Origin of the sequence: Photobacterium lutimaris (assembly GCF_003025555.1) — a bacterium.
GTDB classification, from domain to species: Bacteria; Pseudomonadota; Gammaproteobacteria; order Enterobacterales; family Vibrionaceae; genus Photobacterium; species Photobacterium lutimaris.
On the sequence record NZ_PYMH01000003.1, the window covers coordinates 278,303 to 294,778 of the forward strand.

The following is a 16,476-nucleotide window of genomic DNA, read 5'->3' on the forward strand; positions in this document are numbered from 1 at the left end:
GTTAGGAGGGGAAATGGGTAAGAAAATTACTGAGAAAAATAATTTTTACTACCTCACTATCGCTCTAATTATTCTGCTGGTGAGTTCGTCACTCGATCAGGTACTGCAAATTACTTGGCTGGATAAAATCATGCAGGGGATCACTTTGCTGACCTTTGCTGTCTGCTTGTTGAGTTTACGTTTTGATTCAGGTTGGTATCGCTTTTTGCTGAGCCTTGCCGTGGCCTGGATTGGGCTGATGATTATTAACCAGTTGTTTGATTTCAAGCAAGTCGATATCGCTATGCTGGTGCTGATGCTGAGTTTCTTTTTCGGTACGTTCAAATCTACCATGCGGCAGATCCTGTTTACCGGCTCGATTGATAATAACAAGGTCGTGGGTTCGCTGGCTCTGTTTTTACTTCTCGGCTTAATGTGGGCCATTGCCTATCTGCTTATTCTCGAGTTTTCCCCGGAATCCTTCACTGGCTTAGAAGCCAAAAATTGGGGGGATAACTTTTCCAATGCCGCATATTTTAGTTTTGTCACTCTAACAACATTGGGTTATGGCGACATGAGCCCAATCTCACCCGTTGCTCAGGTCATAGTGTATTTAGAAGCGATTGCTGGTGTGTTCTATATGGCAATTGTTGTAGCCAGCCTGGTCGGCGCCAGCCAAAACAGTCAGGAAAACAACGATGGATAAACAACTTGAAAAATACAAAAGCAAGATATTTATCAATAATATGCTGGAGTCCTCAATACGAATTGGACTGCTGTTAATCCTGCTTGTATGGACTTATGACATCATCAAGCCCTTTGTCATCCCTGTACTTTGGGGGGCCATCATTGCGGTGGCTTTGATGCCGCTGACCCTTAAGCTTGAAGGCGTAATGAAAGGGCGGCGAGGACTGTCAGCGACTCTGCTAGCCCTGATAGGCATTGCCATTTTAGTCGTGCCGTTAGTGGTTGTAATGGGCTCGATCTTTGATGGGGTCGTTGGGTTGACGGCATTATTACAAAATGAAACGGTGAAGTTACCCGGCCCAACACCGAAAGTGGCTGAAATTCCGCTGGTGGGTGAGAAGCTTTATAGTGCATGGGCATTATTTGCGACCAATATGGAGCAAGCCCTGGTGCGCTATGGCGAAGAAATTAAGGCGGGTGTGAGTGCCTTTGCCGGCGCATTGGGAAGTGGCTTGGCAACCATCGTGATGTTTATCATCTCATTATTGATTGCCGCCGGTTTCATGGCTTACTCAGAATCGATGGCAAAAGCAGTAAAACAGATTTCGGTCAGGGTGGTAGGCAAACATGGCGAAGAGTGGGCGGGATTAATAGCCGCGACTATTCGTAGCGTACTATTGGGCGTTGTTGGGGTCGCCTTTATTCAATCAGTATTGATTGGTTCTGCGATGTTTGTTTTTAAAATCCCTGCGGCTGGTCTGATCACATTTGCTGTCTTTATTTTGGCGATAGCGCAATTACCCGCTTTGCTCATCGTATTGCCGGTCATCGTGTATGTCTTTTCTTATATGGATACCACGCCAGCAACTATTTTTACTGTTTGGGTCTTATTGGCTGGGTTATCTGATAATTTTCTCAAACCATTATTGATGGGACGAGGGGTGGAAATCCCCATGCCGGTTATTTTGATTGGTGCGATTGGCGGTATGATCTCTGCTGGTATTATCGGACTTTTCCTTGGTGCGGTGGTTTTGGCCATTTGGTATGAGCTGTTCATTTCCTGGATGAAGGTGTCACCGCAAGAGAAGGAGAGTGGCAATGAGACAGATGAAGCAGCCAAGGTCGAGCAAAATCCTGATTAACGAATAGTACTGATTTAAGCGCCGCTGAATTTAACTGTAGAGTGTTAGGGGTATAGATAGCTGCTGGAATATCGATTGTGTTTTGTCACTTTTGTATTCCAGCTTTTCTTTGCTTGTCATTTGAATAATTACTCTATACTTGATTTTGGGATAGACATCGGTGCCTTGAATACAGTGGACATTTATGGCACCAATAAACAACACAACAGGACGTCGTGGTAATGAGTAATTTTTTCGATAAAGCAAGACGAGCAATAAACCAGCTAGAAGTGATGGTGAATACCATTTCTATGCCGAAAGTAAAACAAGGTGAGAAGAACCTCAGCAAGCCGCTTACCGACCAATCGAGTTCTCTAGTGAATAAAACGGTGTTTATCAGCGGTGGTTCTCGCGGCATTGGCTTTGCGATTGCCAAGCGATGCGCGCAAGAAGGGGCGACAGTGGTCATCGCGGCGAAAACCGCAGAGCCACACCCGACATTACCCGGCACCATATATACCGCAGCAGAAGAAATTAACCAAGCGGGGAAGGGGAAAGCCATTCCAGTTGTGTTAGATATTCGAGATGAAGCGGCAATCGCTAGTGCGGTAGAGCAAGTTGTCACGCAAACCGGTGGCATTGATGTAGTGATCAACAATGCCAGCAGCATTCATCTACAGAACATGGAAAATACCCCAAGTAAGCGTTTTGACCTGATGTTCTCGATTAATGTGCGTGGGACGTATTTATTAACTCAAGCTTGTTTACCGTATTTACGTAAATCCTCTAATCCACACATTTTGACGCTGTCTCCGCCGATTGATTTAAGCCCGCAATGGTTTAAGAACTATGGTGCCTACACCAGTTCAAAATATGGCATGTCGATGATGACCATGACTTTTGCTAACGAACTTAAAGAGTATGGTATTGCAGCCAATTCGTTGTGGCCCAAAACGACGATTGCTACGTCAGCAATATCCCACATGAAAAATGGCAAAAAAATCATGGAGCACTCTCGCCATCCAGCAATCATGGCTGATGCGTGTTATGAAATTATCACTCGCGATGCGAAAGAATGTACGGGGCGGTTCTTTATTGATGAAGAGGTATTGCAGCATCGAGGTGTTACTGATTTTTCTGACTATGCCTGTAAGCCAGGGGCTTCTCTGCAGCGAGATTTGTTTTTGAGTTGAAGCTAACCGTTTATCGGTATGTAAGTCATGTCATTGTTGTACCTTAATTTCAGTGTTGTTATTTATCGTTGGTTATTTTTATATAAAAGTAACCAACGATTTGCGCCCTAGGCACACATTGACCTTACCCCAACAGTGTATTGCATATTTATCTCATGCTCGTCTTAAAGTTAATCTATTTATCGTACAGGAATTGAATATAAATAACTGATATATATTATTTATATTGTTTGCACGCCACTTATGCGAAAGCGCAATAATGCCCTCCTTATTAACGGTTAGCCAGAGACTTGAGCGGTAATTGTGTTTGGCATAAATGCAGGTATTATCAGGTGTATGATGGTGAGTAAGAGGTTTTAATGCAGCATTTTTTCAAAAATATTTACCAGTACATCAACCCAGAGAGAGATCCCGCCCTGCAAGCGGCTAACCAGCAGTGGGAGTCATCTTTGCCAACGCTATGGTTGCTGGGAAAGACCGGGGCGGGTAAGTCAACGCTTGTTGCGTCAGTCACCGGTAATGAGTGGGTAGAAGTGGGGAATGGCTTCCAGCCGTGTACCCAGACCGCTGTTGAATATGCTTTTCCCGCTGAAAACCCAGTGCTGCGTTTTCTTGATACACGTGGCTTATCAGAAGCTGATTATGACCCTTCTGAGGATATATCGGCCTGTCAGGCACAAAGTCATGCGTTATTGGTCGTCATGAAAGCTGAAGAGCCGGAGCAGAGTGATGTGCTATCGGCGTTGAAGAAAATCCGCAAAGATGGCCGTATTGACAGTCTGCTGGTGGTCCATACTGCGTGTTTGTCAATTATCGACCCAGAGCAACGGCTCCAAGCGATTAGATATAACCAAGCGCAGGTGGAGAAAGTATGGGGAACGACGTTGATGTCGGTTAATGTGGACTTCCAGGCCACCAATCCTGAGAGTGTAGCAGCCCAAAATAATGAATTGTTTGGTCTATCAGCATTGAATGTGCAGCTAGCAGAAATGCTGCCGATTATTCAGCTGATGCAGCAATCACAGCAGCATGGTAATGCTGAGCAAAGTAATTTCCATAAACTTCAACAAGAAGTGATGTGGTATGCCGGCAGTGCGGCGGCTTCAGATGCGCTTCCTGGTGTAGGCTTGGTGTCGGTGCCGGCCATTCAAGGAAAAATGCTGCATAGCTTGGCGCGGCAATATGGGGTGGAGTGGAACCGAAAGCGTTTTACAGAATTCGCAGGTCTTTTAGGCAGTAGCTTTGCATTGAAATACGCCACTAAATTGGGCGTGAGGCAGTTGGCGAAGTTTATTCCGGTATATGGGCAGACGGTAGGCAGCGCGGTTGCGGTTGCGATTAGCTTTGGTCTTACCTATGCGATAGGCCGAGCGGGTTGCAAGTATCTCTATCATATCAGTCGCGGGGAAACGGTTAGTGAGAGTGATATTCGCCATGTGTTCGAACAAGCGTTAAAGCAGGCAAAAGACAGTCATGAAAAAGACCATCAATAGCGTCAGCTTGCTGACGCGCATTTCATCAGGCGTTGCGCCGTTAGTTTTTGCCTCGCTGATCATACCGGTATTCGTGTTGGCCGGCTGGGGGCTATTTCGGATTATTCAAGATGATCAATGGTTGTTCTTATCGGTATTGATTGCCTCTTCCTCATTGGTCGTTATTGCGGGCGCGATTTCACTGCGGAAGATGCGTCGGCAATCTTCAGAGGAGGGTATTCGGCTCGGTGGTGATTATGATGTCGCGCCATCCGGTGAGTGGGGTGAATTTGATCTTGAGGTTTGGCATGTTCTCAACCCAGCAATAGCCCACCACCTCGAACAGGATGACAGTTGGCTGGGGTTAAGGGAGCATGCCTTAGCGTTGTCGATGGCGGTTGCGAGTCAATATTATCCTGAACGCGATACCCAAGCCTTGTCTTTTACCGCGCCGGAATTTCTATTGATGCTGGAGAAGGTGAGCCATCGCTACCGTCTCTTTCTGCTTAATCATATTCCCTTCGCAGAAACATTGAAGCTGTCCTACTTTCAGCAAGGGTACCAGCATAAAGAAAAGCTTGGCGCTGCCAAGAAGTTCTATGATGTATACCGGGTATTTAGAGCGATGACACCAGCAGGCTTGGTCGCAGAGGCGAGGGGGCAATTGCTGGGCCGTTTGTTTGATGAAGTTAGTGAGGAAGTCCAGCACAATTTGAAAAAAGTCCTGCTGCAGGAAGTTCTGTCAGTAGCAATCGACCTATACAGTGGTCGATATAAAGCCGCGGAAGGAGAGCTGAACAACAGCGATACAGACAGCGAACACTTTGCTGAGGAGCTAAAGCCGCTCCGGGTGGCTATTGTTGGTCAGGTGAGTGCGGGTAAGTCTTCTTTGGTCAATACGTTTGTTGGCAATATGGTGGCTGAAGTGAGCGCTATCCCTTCAACGGAAAATATTGTCGTTCATCGTTGTTATGTCGATGGAATTGATATTATCCACTTGGTTGACCTTCCGGGTATTGATGGGCAAGAGTCGACCAATAAACGACTGATTAAGCAAATGGCGCAAAGTGATATTGTCCTTTGGGTGTTGAAAGCCAATCAGCCAGCGAGAAAAAGCGATGTGATACTTCGCCAGCAATTTGATGAACACTATCAGCAGGCTGAGAATCGTAGCCGTAAAAAGCCAAAAATCGTTATGGTGCTTAATCAGGTTGACCGTTTATCTCCAGCCTCAGAGTGGCAGCCGCCTTATGATTTGTCAGCGCCACAATCAGCGAAAGCCAACACGATAAAAGCGGCGCTTGATTTCAATAAAGCACAGCTCATGCCTGACGATGACGTTATCGTCGCGATGCCGCCAAATGAGCAACCTTATAATATGGATTGCTTGGCAGAGGCACTTCTGAGTGCGTTTCAAGATGGCGTAAATACTCAGCTTAACCGGCGTCGTATTGAGCATAAGAGCGACGCACTGACGAAACAAGCAAAGCGGTTGTACCGGTTAGGTAAGGTGGCGGTAAAGCGGTATACCGCTTAAACATGATGACTTGGGCCTTGGTCTATTCAACGGGCCCAAGCATGCTTTTTATCGGCGCTTAATTTTTCGCGGGATCACTTCCACTCCGGTGCGGTAACGGCCCGCGATGGCATTGAGTGCCAGCTCCAATGCATTGTCGGCTATGAGCTCAAACTGCTGCGGTAATGACTGTATCTTTATTGGCAAGAAATCGAGTAGGCGGTTATCACCAAATGTCGCCAGGTGGGTTTTCTGCATTAATTCCGGATTGGCTAGCAAACAATCGAGTACACCTTCAAATAAGGTGTAGGAGGTCGCCAGAATCGCATCTGGCATACAGTCATTGTCGATCCAGCATTGTACCTGCCGCTGACCCTGTTGCTGGCTGAAATGATCGCCATTGGCTATTAGCGATCTAATTTCAGGTTGTTGTTTTTGGGTGCTGTACGAACGGATAGCCGATAGAAAGCCTTGTTCACGCTCTTTTGATACCCCCAACTCTGGTACGGCTCCCACTAACCCTATCGTTTTGATTTCTTTGTCTAATAGACTCAAGGTGAGATCAAAAGCACCATCTAGATCTTCACTGATCACACTGGCAAACATTTCATCATTCATCGCCCGGTCGATAGCAATAACAGGTACGCCACCTTTTTGGATTCGTTGGTAGAAGTCGCTATCGGTCGGCAGGGCGCTCGCCACAATCAACGCATCTATGCGCCGGCTCAACAGCGTTTCAGCCACTTTCATTTCAGTTTCAGCATCATCATCCGAGCAGGAGATGATTAGCTGGTAACCGGCCTTTCGCACATTGTGCTCGAGGAGTTTAGCCAACTTGGCATAACTGCTGTTTTCAAGATCGGGGATGATCAAGCCGAAAGACCGGCTGCTTCCTGCACGAAGGGACGTCGCTGCATGATCAGGGCGGAAGTTGTGCTCATTCACAACGGCCATCACTTTTTTCTGGGTTTTCTCACTGATCCGGTACTTCTGTGCTTTTCCGTTTATCACGTAACTGGCTGTGGTACGGGATACGCCGGCAAGTTTTGCAATTTCGTCTAGCTTCATTCTGATTCTTGTTGGTTACAGTTAGCAGGCAACTTTCATTCTACTGGTTCGTATCACGAACAGAAAGAGGCTGACTCGTTGAATTGTGCGCATATAGTTGCACCCTTATGTGCGTCGGATCATAAATTCACTCACGATCTCGTAGGCACATTTGCAATTTTAGCTGAAACCATTCAGCATGTCAGCTGAATGGTTTCAGCAGCGATATAATTTTGAACTAAACTCTGCTGGAATTTTATTTTGACCAAAAGCTGAATCGATTCAGTCAGCAAAATATGCAGTTGGTCATTTTGATTTATATTTGTGTAGACGGGGAGAGAAGGCCACCGGTCTTCACCAGGTTTAACGAAACTGGAGTAAACACATGCTGTCACTCTCAACAAAAGACATTCAGCTCAAACAATCAGCAATAGATAAGCAGGAAGCGATTAAAGCGATTGCCGCTGGTTTGGAACAGCAGGGCCTAGTTGAAACAGGCTATGTTCGCGGCATGCTGGATCGCGAGGCGCAAAACTCTACATTTCTTGGTAACGGAATTGCGATTCCACACGGCACAACAGACACCCGTGATCTAGTTAAAGAAACGGGAGTACGCGTCCACCACTTCCCACAAGGCGTTAGCTGGGGCGATGGTAAAACCGTGTATCTTGCGATTGGTATCGCGGCGAAATCTGATGAGCACCTGGGTATCCTTAAGCAGTTAACCAAAGTGTTGTCTGCTGATGGGGTAGAGGAGAAGCTGAAAACAAGTGACAGTGCTGAAGGCTTGATAGCTATTTTAAATGGTGAAGCACAACTGGAAGCTGATTTTGATGAAAGTTATATCCAGCTTACATTTCCTGCTACCGATCTCGTTCAGCTAACCGCTGTTGCTGCTGGTTTGGTGAAAAACCATCAATCGGCCAGTAACGAGACTGTTGCCGATGCGATTGCATCTGGTGCGACTCACCTGGGTCAGGGTTTGTGGGTAGCAAAAAGCAGCAAAGGGGTCAGTCGTACGGCTTTGTCATTTGTTACACCAGCCACATCTATTGAAGAAGCCGGTTTCCCCGTAAAAGGTCTTTTGTTTGTTGCTGCTTGCAATGGTGCACATATTAACAACATGAATTACCTGGCCCAGCTGTTGTTCACCAATCAAGCCGGCAAGTTATTCACTTCTACTGCCGAACAGGTCGTGACGCTTCTGACCGAAGAAGCACTGGATGGCAATACTGACGTCTTCAAGATCCGCAATCCGCACGGTTTGCATGCCCGTCCAGGCGCCATGCTGGTGAGCGTTGCCAAGAAATTCAACAGCAACATCTTGGTCTCAAACCTCAATAGCGAAGGTAAAGCGGTTAATGCAAAGAGCCTGATGAAGGTGATTGCTTTAGGCGTGAAGCAAGGCCACGAATTACAGTTCACGGCAAAGGGTGATGATGCAGATGAAGCATTAGTCGCAATAGGACAAGCAATTGCCGATGGCCTTGGTGAAGGTAAATAGGTATGACTGAATCTAAAAGTATCAATAGCAAGCCAAAGGTCGTGACGGTTACGCTTAATCCAGCCTTGGATCTCACCGGTAGTCTCGATGTTCTTAACCCAGGCACAGTGAATTTAGTTAATACCGGTACATTGCACCCAGCAGGGAAGGGCGTGAATGTCGCGAAAGTACTGGCAGAATTAGGTGCGGACGTCACTGTGACCGGCCTATTGGGTGCCGATAATCAAGAGCCGTTCTGCCAGCTGTTCGCAGAGCTCGGTGCAAAAGACGCTTTTGTACGGGTGCAGGGTGCCAGCCGAATAAACGTCAAATTGGTAGAACTAGATGGCCAGGTTAGTGACATCAACTTCCCGGGTGTCGAAGTGGGTGAAGACGATCTCAAGGCTTTCGAAACGACATTGTACACATTGGCCGAGAGCCATGATGTGTTCGTGATTGCAGGTAGCCTCCCTCGAGGTATAACCCCTGAAAAATGCGCTGAGTGGATCCAATGGTTGCACGATAACGGTAAGCAGGTGTTCTTCGATAGCAGCAAGGCTGCCCTTGCCGCAGGTTTGGATGCCTCGCCTTGGTTGGTCAAACCTAATGACGAAGAGCTTGCTGATTGGGCCGGACGTGAACTTGAATCTGAACATGCTTTGTTGGAAGCGGCTGAGCAACTCTCAGGAAAAGGTATTGCCAACGTGGTTGTATCTCTGGGTGCAAAAGGTGTGATGTGGCTTAACAGTGAAGGCTGGTTGAGATCCCAGCCACCGAAAATGAGTGTAGTGAGTACTGTGGGTGCTGGAGACACATTAGTGGCAGGATTGTGCTGGGGACAGATCAACCAGTGGAATAAAAAAGAGACATTGGGCTTTGCCACAGCATTGTCGGCATTGGCCGTCAGCCAAGTAGGGGTTGGTGTAGAAGATATCAACCAGGTGCTGAAAGTAAAAGAAAATGTCCAACTCAATAACGTGAATAGCTGATTCGGATCAGAGGGTATTGAAATGAAAATTGCAGTAATAACAGCATGTCCGAGTGGCATTGCAAATAGCATTATTGCCGCTGGCTTAATTGAAAAAGCAGCAGCAGATCTTAAATGGACAGCAGCAGTTGAATGCCAGTCTTCTGTGGTGCCAGTCAAGGCGTTGAGCCAGACTGTTATCGAACAAGCAGATTGCATCGTCGTGGCTGCGAATACCGCTGTAGATACGACCCGCTTCAAAGGTAAGAAGCTGTCCCAAATCTCTATTGAAGATGTGTTGGCTGATCCGAAAGGGGCGCTTTCCCATGCCGTTAACCATGCGACAGTTTTAACTCAGGTGACTTGTGTCGCCGAAGATGAAAGCAGTGAGTCGGCTAGCAAGAAAATTGTAGCGATTACCGCCTGTCCGACAGGTGTTGCGCATACCTTTATGGCCGCGGAGGCTTTGGAAGAGGAAGGTAAGCGTCAGGGCCATCAGATTAAAGTTGAGACTCGTGGTTCAGTCGGTGCGAAGAACCAACTTACCGCAGAAGAAATTGCGGCAGCGGATTTGGTCATCATTGCGGCAGATATTGAAGTGGACCTTGCTCGGTTTGCGGGTAAAAAACTGTATAAAACCAGTACTGGTGCGGCTCTGAAGAAAACGACAGAAGAGTTTGAAAAAGCATTCTCAACAGCGACACCTTATCAGCACCAAGCGGGTGCGGCATCTGAGAGAGATGCAAAGCAAGAAAAGACCGGTGCGTACAAACACTTGATGACCGGTGTTTCCCATATGTTGCCATTGGTCGTTGCTGGTGGTCTTTCTATTGCGTTGTCATTTGTATTCGGTATTACCGCTTTTGAACAAGAGGGAACACTGGCTGCTGCTCTGATGACGATTGGCGGTGGCTCGGCATTTGCGCTGATGGTACCAGTACTGGCAGGTTTCATTGCCTTCTCGATTGCTGATCGTCCGGGTCTCGCACCAGGTTTGATTGGTGGTATGCTAGCAAGCTCAACGGGCGCGGGGTTCCTTGGTGGTATCGTTGCAGGTTTCCTTGCGGGTTACAGTGCTAAGTTTATTGCAGAGCACGTTAAGCTACCGCAATCGATGGAAGCATTGAAACCAATCTTGATCATTCCGTTGCTATCGAGTTTGGTGACAGGTCTTATCATGATTTACGTGGTAGGCGGTCCAGTTTCCACGGCAATGACTAGCCTGACTGATTTCCTCAACAACATGGGGTCTGCTAATGCTGTACTGCTAGGTATTATTCTGGGCTGTATGATGTGTTTCGACTTGGGCGGGCCGGTCAACAAAGCGGCATATACTTTTGGTGTTGGTTTGCTGGCGTCACAAACTTACGCGCCGATGGCGGCAGTCATGGCTGCCGGTATGGTGCCTGCGCTGGGTATGGGCTTGGCAACGTTCTTGGCCAAACGTAAGTTTAACGCCAGTGAATCAGAAGCCGGTAAAGCGTCTTTCGTATTGGGTTTATGCTTTATCTCGGAAGGTGCGATTCCATTTGCAGCGCGTGATCCAATGCGTGTTATCCCAAGCTGTATGGCGGGTGGTGCGTTAACAGGTGCGCTGTCGATGCTGTTTGGTGCCAAACTAATGGCTCCGCATGGTGGTTTGTTCGTTCTGTTTATTCCAAATGCGATTTCACCTGTACTGATGTACTTGGTGGCGATTGCGGCCGGTACGATTGTAACGGGTGTGACATATGCGTTCTTGAAAAAGTCTGATGAAGAACTGGTAGCTGTAGCCGAAGCAAAGTAAGTACCGATATTCGCAAGATTTAAATAAAGATAGCCCCGGCAAAAATGCCGGGGCTTATGCCACCGCTGCCTACGGTATTCTTTGCGTTTGTCCCAAAAATCTCCTAGAGATTAACAGAGTTATCATTCCATGAAGTAAAATTATATTTTTATCTCTGTTAAGACAGACGTATATATTATGTAGGCATTCCTTGCGTGTAATACAAAGCGCAATATTATTTTTATATTTACCCTAAATTATAATTATCATTTTATAGTTGTTATATATAGTTATTGTTTTTCTTCTGCTGCTAATAGCACATTTTCCCCGTCAACAATTAATAAATAAGATTTCCCTATATCTAAATCGCAAATGTCGCGCTGGTTTGCACCTAAGTAAAGTTCCCCACTACAATTGCTTATAATCATTTGAGAAGAGAAATTACCTTTCTTAACTTCTGTACTGGATACTGCCGTTGAGACAACTTGTACCCATGCATCTTCTACGGCAAAGATGCGAACGCGGTATTTATCTTCAATCGAAGCTGGGTTTTGTACATTCGTCGACAAGGTAGTCTCACCGTTGTCACTCCATGCGATGGCCCAAAGTTTTTCATTGTTATTCAGCAGTATATCTTCAGATTTTGACTCTTTAATATGAGTGTTAGTATCTTGAACACCAACATCAATTGTCATAGGTGTTGCTGATGACCAGCTGATCTTGTGATAATAAGAATCTGAGTCTGAAACGGACTGTGTTTTATTGTTTTCATCAAATAAAATTCCGCTGACATTTGACTCTTTAATATAGAAGTCAACGTCTTCGCCAGATATATTTACTTTATCAATACCAATTGTTCTAACACTAACATCATCCATCGTATCGACGGTCGGCTTTGTCGAATCACTTGACGAACCACCGCAGGCAACTAGAAATACTGTTGATATCGCTGTAAGCGCAACCCTAATCATCTTGGAACCTCGTTATTATTTTTTTGAAGCTCAGAGTAAGCATATTTCAAGAATTGATAATTTTTTGATGAATAATAGGGAGAAAAATAAGAAATTAATAAGTGATTGAAATTTTGTATTTTTTTATCTCTCAATATTGAGATTTTGCGGTCAGATAGTGATAATCATCCTCAATAACGACGGCGAGTAGTAAAAAACAGAATACTCGCCGATAAACAGACACTGAGATAATCCAGTGATTTGGGTTAGCACATCTTACGTTTCAGGCCGCTGATATCGAGTAACCGAGTGGCAATTTCTTCTACAGAGAGGCGACTGGTATTAAGATATGGAATAGCTTCGCGACGAAACATCGCCTCAACCTTTCCGAGCTCGCTCTCGCATTGCTCAACGCTCGCGTAGTGACTATTGGCGTAACGCTCGTGGCGGATTTCGACTAACCGCTCTGTATCGATAGTGAGTCCATAGGTTTTATAACGATAGGGCTCAATGGCTGTAGGGAGGCGAAGCTTACTCATGTCTTCTGCGATGAAAGGGTAGTTAACAGCCCTGATCCCAAATTGCATCGCAAGATAGAGGCACGTCGGTGTTTTACCGCAGCGTGATACGCCAAGCAGGATAACATCAGCTTGTTCCAGATTGTTGAGCGACACGCCGTCGTCATGGGCAAGGGTATATTCGATCGCTGCAATCCTGTCTTGATAGCTGTCGGCATCTTTGCCAATGCTATGAGAACGCTGCAGTTGAGGTTGCGGTGCGAGCTGCAGATCTTTACTCAAGGGGGCAACTAGCGCGTTGAGTACATCATAGAAGTGGGCGTTGCTCTGCTCAATAATTGCTTTAACTTCTGGGAGCACAATGGAATAGAACACCAATGGCTCAATGCCTGTTTTGTCGTAGGCTTGGTTGATTTGTTGCTTCACACTATTGGCACGTTCAATGCTTTCAACAAACGGTAAGGTCATTTGACGAGTAGTAATGTCAAATTGACCTAACACAGCATGGCCAAGGGTTTCCGAGGTAATCGCCGTACCGTCAGAAACAAAGAATACACTACGAAACTTGGTTTTGGATTGCATTAAAAGTTTAATCCTTGAATATATTTTTTAGCGGTAAGTGGCGTAGCACTCAATATAATCGTCTAACAGACAACTTTCTCTCTTTATCATCACATTTTTATGCAATCTTGTGTTCGATAATTTCACATCAGCTTTTATAGGTTTTTACAAATATTGATATGAAGGGAGATAAGGGGCTTGTGTGAACTCAAGTATTGCTGAGGTAGCTTGTATTTTCATCACTATAAATTGGTTGATTGATAACCACTCTAAATGTTGGCTATTTTACTGATTTTAAAGGTTAAAAGATGATCTTTACGGTGAATATCTCACAGACCTACCAATGTTGAGCTAGATCAAAAACCTGATGGGCTTCAAATTTTTTTGATAATTTGCTAGATAAAGTTGATTAGAGGTGAAAAACTGAAAGCAGAAGTTAGGTGCTACAGAGCATTAATGCTGCGACATGTAGACCTACCGCCAATAAGAGAGTGTTTATATATGTGCGTATATCCAGCGGTATCGTATATACATATACGTTTTCAAGTCATTGAAAATTAAAAGATTTGACAGAATTTTAGCACTTATATTTATAACAATAACCGATAGGGTAACGGTACTTTGCCGACGTGAACATCTGGTGAAGTGCACTTAAGGAGACGTGATTGATGGTTTGCGCGGAAAATTGATTTTTTGCTTTTTTTTGCAGTAAAACGCAATCGTTTACTAAAGGGTTACCTGCTTTAAACTGTTGAATCCAATAAGGAGAATTGCCGTGCAACAGAATGTTGTCTGGTACGATGCTTTGTCAATGAATGATGTTGACAAGGTCGGTGGTAAGAATGCATCTCTTGGCGAGATGGTGGCGAATTTGGCTAATGCGGGGGTAAAAGTACCGAATGGCTACGCAACGACGTCATATGCCTTTAATCAGTTCTTAGAAGCAAACGCACTCAATGAGCGCATTTACCAGTTACTCGACGAACTTGACGTCGAAGATGTAAATGCCTTGCAGCAAGCTGGCGAGACTATCCGAAATTGGGTTCTAGAGGCACCGTTTCCACAGGAACTGGAGCAGGATATTCGTGAGTGTTACCTAGAGCTGGCACAGGGTGACGATATGCTGTCAGTGGCCGTCCGCTCTTCAGCAACAGCGGAAGATTTGCCTGATGCTTCTTTTGCGGGTCAACAGGAAACCTTTCTTAACGTGCGTGGTATCGATGCGGTTATCGAAGCGGTGAAACATGTCTTTGCTTCGCTATTTAATGACCGCGCTATCTCTTACCGTGTTCACCAGGGATTTGATCATAAAGGGGTTGCATTATCAGCGGGCATCCAGCGAATGGTGCGCTCGGACAAAGCGTCATCTGGCGTAATGTTTACCTTGGATACCGAGTCTGGCTTTGACCAGGTGGTATTTATTACTTCTTCGTGGGGCCTTGGTGAAATGGTTGTCCAGGGGGCTGTGAATCCTGACGAATTCTATGTGCACAAACCAACTTTACAGGCCGGTAACCCTGCCGTTGTACGTCGTACTATCGGTTCTAAATTGCTCAAGATGGTGTATACCGACGACAGATCTTTAGGAAAGCAGGTTGAAATCCTCGATACCTCCAAACAAGAACAATCGCAATTCTCCTTAACCGATCAAGAAATCGAATCTTTGGCCAAGCAAGCGCTGATTATCGAGAAGCACTATGGACGACCAATGGATATCGAGTGGGCCAAAGATGGCATCACTGGTGAGCTATTGATTGTTCAAGCTCGACCAGAGACGGTTCGCTCGCGCGATGATGCCACTGTGATGGAGCGTTTCCACCTTAATGGAACAGGCCATGCTCTGATCGAAGGCCGAGCAATTGGCCAGCGAATTGGCAGTGGTGAAGTCCGTGTGGTTTCCGATCTGTCACAGATGGATCAGGTACAAGCGGGTGATGTACTGGTTGCTGATATGACAGATCCTGACTGGGAACCGGTGATGAAAAAAGCGGCGGCGATTGTCACTAACCGTGGCGGCCGAACTTGCCATGCAGCCATTATTGCTCGCGAGTTAGGTATTCCGGCTGTGGTTGGCTGTGGTAATGCGACCGATTTTCTGCAAACCGGCCAGCGTGTCACCGTTTCATGTGCCCAAGGGGAGACAGGGTATATCTATGAAGGTGAGTTGGACTTTGAAGTGCGACGCTCCGCGGTTGATGACCTACCTGACTTGCCACTGAAAGTGATGATGAATGTCGGCAACCCGGATAGAGCCTTTGACTTCGCTTGTATCCCCAACGAAGGAGTCGGCTTAGCAAGGTTGGAGTTTATCATTAACAAAATGATCGGTATCCACCCCAAAGCGTTGCTTAACTATGAACAGCAGTCTGATGAGCTGAAAGCTGAAATCGACCTGCGAATCAGCGGTTACCCAGATCCGGTTGAGTTTTATATTCAAAAACTCACCGAGGGGATTTCAACGCTGGCAGCGGCCTTCTGGCCAAAGCGCGTGATTGTTCGTATGTCTGACTTTAAGTCGAATGAATATCGCAATTTGGTGGGTGGTGTTAACTTCGAGCCGACGGAAGAAAACCCGATGATTGGCTTCCGTGGTGCATCACGATACATTTCAGAGCAATTCCAAGATTGTTTTGCACTTGAGTGTGACGCTATTAAGCGGGTTCGTGAAACCATGGGGCTGAAAAACGTCGAAATTATGATCCCGTTTGTTCGCACCGTGAGCGAGGCGGCGTCGGTGATTGATATACTGGCGAAGTTCGATCTTCGCCGCGGCGAAAATGGCTTGAAGGTGATCATGATGTGTGAATTGCCTTCCAATGCGATTTTAGCCGATGACTTCCTAAAGTACTTTGATGGTTTTTCGATTGGCTCCAATGATATGACTCAATTGACCTTGGGGCTTGACCGAGACTCCGGTGAAATTGCCCATATGTTTGATGAGCGTAACGAAGCCGTCAAAGCAATGCTGGCGATGGCGATTAAAGCGGCTAACAAAGCCGGGAAGTACGTCGGGATCTGCGGCCAAGGCCCATCCGATCACGATGATTTAGCTGATTGGTTGATGGAGCAAGGGATCGATTCGGTTTCCCTTAATCCAGATACCGTGGTTGAAACCTGGTTGCATCTAGGTAAGCAGTAATTCCGTACTGTTTAAATTAGCTGTTTATTAAGGCTCACAAATAATGTGAGCCTTTTTATTTTTAATTGTCGTTTTAAG

The 16,476-nt window shown here is 46.0% G+C and carries 12 protein-coding genes; 9 read left to right on the top strand and 3 right to left on the bottom strand.

The window, feature by feature from the left end:
* Nucleotides 1-13: 13 nt before the first annotated feature.
* The 5 genes from C9I99_RS10265 to C9I99_RS10285 all read left to right on the top strand — a co-directional run bounded on the left by C9I99_RS10265 (nucleotide 14) and on the right by C9I99_RS10285 (nucleotide 5,989).
* On the top strand, nucleotides 14-685 hold the full coding sequence (locus C9I99_RS10265; protein WP_107348776.1) for a potassium channel family protein: 672 nt from the start codon (nucleotides 14-16) through the stop codon (nucleotides 683-685).
* Nucleotides 678-1,808, top strand: coding sequence for an AI-2E family transporter (locus C9I99_RS10270; RefSeq protein WP_107348777.1), 1,131 nt, complete (start codon nucleotides 678-680; stop codon nucleotides 1,806-1,808). The genes C9I99_RS10265 and C9I99_RS10270 overlap by 8 nt, the downstream gene beginning before the upstream one ends.
* Nucleotides 1,809-2,029: 221 nt before the next feature.
* Nucleotides 2,030-2,980, top strand: a complete 951-nt coding sequence (locus C9I99_RS10275) for an SDR family oxidoreductase (protein WP_107348778.1) — start codon at nucleotides 2,030-2,032, stop codon at nucleotides 2,978-2,980.
* A gap of 359 nt (nucleotides 2,981-3,339) precedes the next feature.
* Nucleotides 3,340-4,473, top strand: a complete 1,134-nt coding sequence (locus tag C9I99_RS10280) for a YcjF family protein (protein ID WP_107348779.1) — start codon at nucleotides 3,340-3,342, stop codon at nucleotides 4,471-4,473.
* Nucleotides 4,454-5,989, top strand: a complete 1,536-nt coding sequence (locus C9I99_RS10285; protein ID WP_107348780.1) for a GTPase family protein — start codon at nucleotides 4,454-4,456, stop codon at nucleotides 5,987-5,989. The genes C9I99_RS10280 and C9I99_RS10285 overlap by 20 nt, the downstream gene beginning before the upstream one ends.
* Before the next feature lie 48 nt (nucleotides 5,990-6,037).
* On the opposite strand, the gene cra is transcribed toward C9I99_RS10285, so the two are convergent.
* The gene (gene cra, locus C9I99_RS10290; RefSeq protein ID WP_107348781.1) at nucleotides 6,038-7,036 is read right to left on the bottom strand and encodes a catabolite repressor/activator; all 999 of its coding nucleotides are present in this window, start codon (nucleotides 7,034-7,036) and stop codon (nucleotides 6,038-6,040) included.
* Between the two features lie 364 nt (nucleotides 7,037-7,400).
* Here cra and fruB point away from each other — a divergent pair, with 364 nt between their 5' ends.
* Genes fruB through fruA form a run of 3 tightly spaced genes read left to right on the top strand, consistent with a single transcriptional unit; the run spans nucleotide 7,401 to nucleotide 11,251 of the window.
* On the top strand, nucleotides 7,401-8,519 hold the full coding sequence (gene fruB, locus C9I99_RS10295) for a fused PTS fructose transporter subunit IIA/HPr protein (protein ID WP_107348782.1): 1,119 nt from the start codon (nucleotides 7,401-7,403) through the stop codon (nucleotides 8,517-8,519).
* 2 nt (nucleotides 8,520-8,521) lie between these two features.
* Nucleotides 8,522-9,487, top strand: coding sequence for a 1-phosphofructokinase (gene pfkB / locus C9I99_RS10300; protein WP_107348783.1), 966 nt, complete (start codon nucleotides 8,522-8,524; stop codon nucleotides 9,485-9,487).
* Nucleotides 9,488-9,508: 21 nt separating this feature from the next.
* Nucleotides 9,509-11,251, top strand: a complete 1,743-nt coding sequence (gene fruA / locus C9I99_RS10305; protein ID WP_107348784.1) for a PTS fructose transporter subunit IIBC — start codon at nucleotides 9,509-9,511, stop codon at nucleotides 11,249-11,251.
* 269 nt (nucleotides 11,252-11,520) lie between these two features.
* Here the strand turns inward: fruA and C9I99_RS10310 are convergent, their stop codons facing one another.
* On the bottom strand, nucleotides 11,521-12,201 hold the full coding sequence (locus C9I99_RS10310; protein WP_107348785.1) for a hypothetical protein: 681 nt from the start codon (nucleotides 12,199-12,201) through the stop codon (nucleotides 11,521-11,523).
* Nucleotides 12,202-12,446: 245 nt separating this feature from the next.
* On the bottom strand, nucleotides 12,447-13,280 hold the full coding sequence (ppsR, locus tag C9I99_RS10315; RefSeq protein ID WP_107348786.1) for a posphoenolpyruvate synthetase regulatory kinase/phosphorylase PpsR: 834 nt from the start codon (nucleotides 13,278-13,280) through the stop codon (nucleotides 12,447-12,449).
* Between the two features lie 754 nt (nucleotides 13,281-14,034).
* On the opposite strand from ppsR, the gene ppsA reads away from it, so the two are divergent.
* Nucleotides 14,035-16,398 carry a phosphoenolpyruvate synthase gene (gene ppsA, locus C9I99_RS10320; protein ID WP_107348787.1) on the top strand — a complete coding sequence of 788 codons (2,364 nt, stop codon included), beginning with the start codon at nucleotides 14,035-14,037 and terminating at the stop codon, nucleotides 16,396-16,398.
* Nucleotides 16,399-16,476 lie beyond the last annotated feature (78 nt).

Excerpts from the sequence above, each read along its gene's own strand:
- C9I99_RS10270 (WP_107348777.1), top strand. The coding sequence starts at position 678 with ATGGATAAACAACTTGAAAAATACAAAAGCAAGATATTTATCAATAAT.
- fruA (WP_107348784.1), top strand. The coding sequence starts at position 9,509 with ATGAAAATTGCAGTAATAACAGCATGTCCGAGTGGCATTGCAAATAGC.
- C9I99_RS10280 (WP_107348779.1), top strand. The coding sequence starts at position 3,340 with ATGCAGCATTTTTTCAAAAATATTTACCAGTACATCAACCCAGAGAGA.
- C9I99_RS10310 (WP_107348785.1), bottom strand. The coding sequence starts at position 12,201 with ATGATTAGGGTTGCGCTTACAGCGATATCAACAGTATTTCTAGTTGCC.
- ppsR (WP_107348786.1), bottom strand. The coding sequence starts at position 13,280 with ATGCAATCCAAAACCAAGTTTCGTAGTGTATTCTTTGTTTCTGACGGT.
- C9I99_RS10285 (WP_107348780.1), top strand. The coding sequence starts at position 4,454 with ATGAAAAAGACCATCAATAGCGTCAGCTTGCTGACGCGCATTTCATCA.
- C9I99_RS10265 (WP_107348776.1), top strand. The coding sequence starts at position 14 with ATGGGTAAGAAAATTACTGAGAAAAATAATTTTTACTACCTCACTATC.
- cra (WP_107348781.1), bottom strand. The coding sequence starts at position 7,036 with ATGAAGCTAGACGAAATTGCAAAACTTGCCGGCGTATCCCGTACCACA.
- fruB (WP_107348782.1), top strand. The coding sequence starts at position 7,401 with ATGCTGTCACTCTCAACAAAAGACATTCAGCTCAAACAATCAGCAATA.
- pfkB (WP_107348783.1), top strand. The coding sequence starts at position 8,522 with ATGACTGAATCTAAAAGTATCAATAGCAAGCCAAAGGTCGTGACGGTT.
- C9I99_RS10275 (WP_107348778.1), top strand. The coding sequence starts at position 2,030 with ATGAGTAATTTTTTCGATAAAGCAAGACGAGCAATAAACCAGCTAGAA.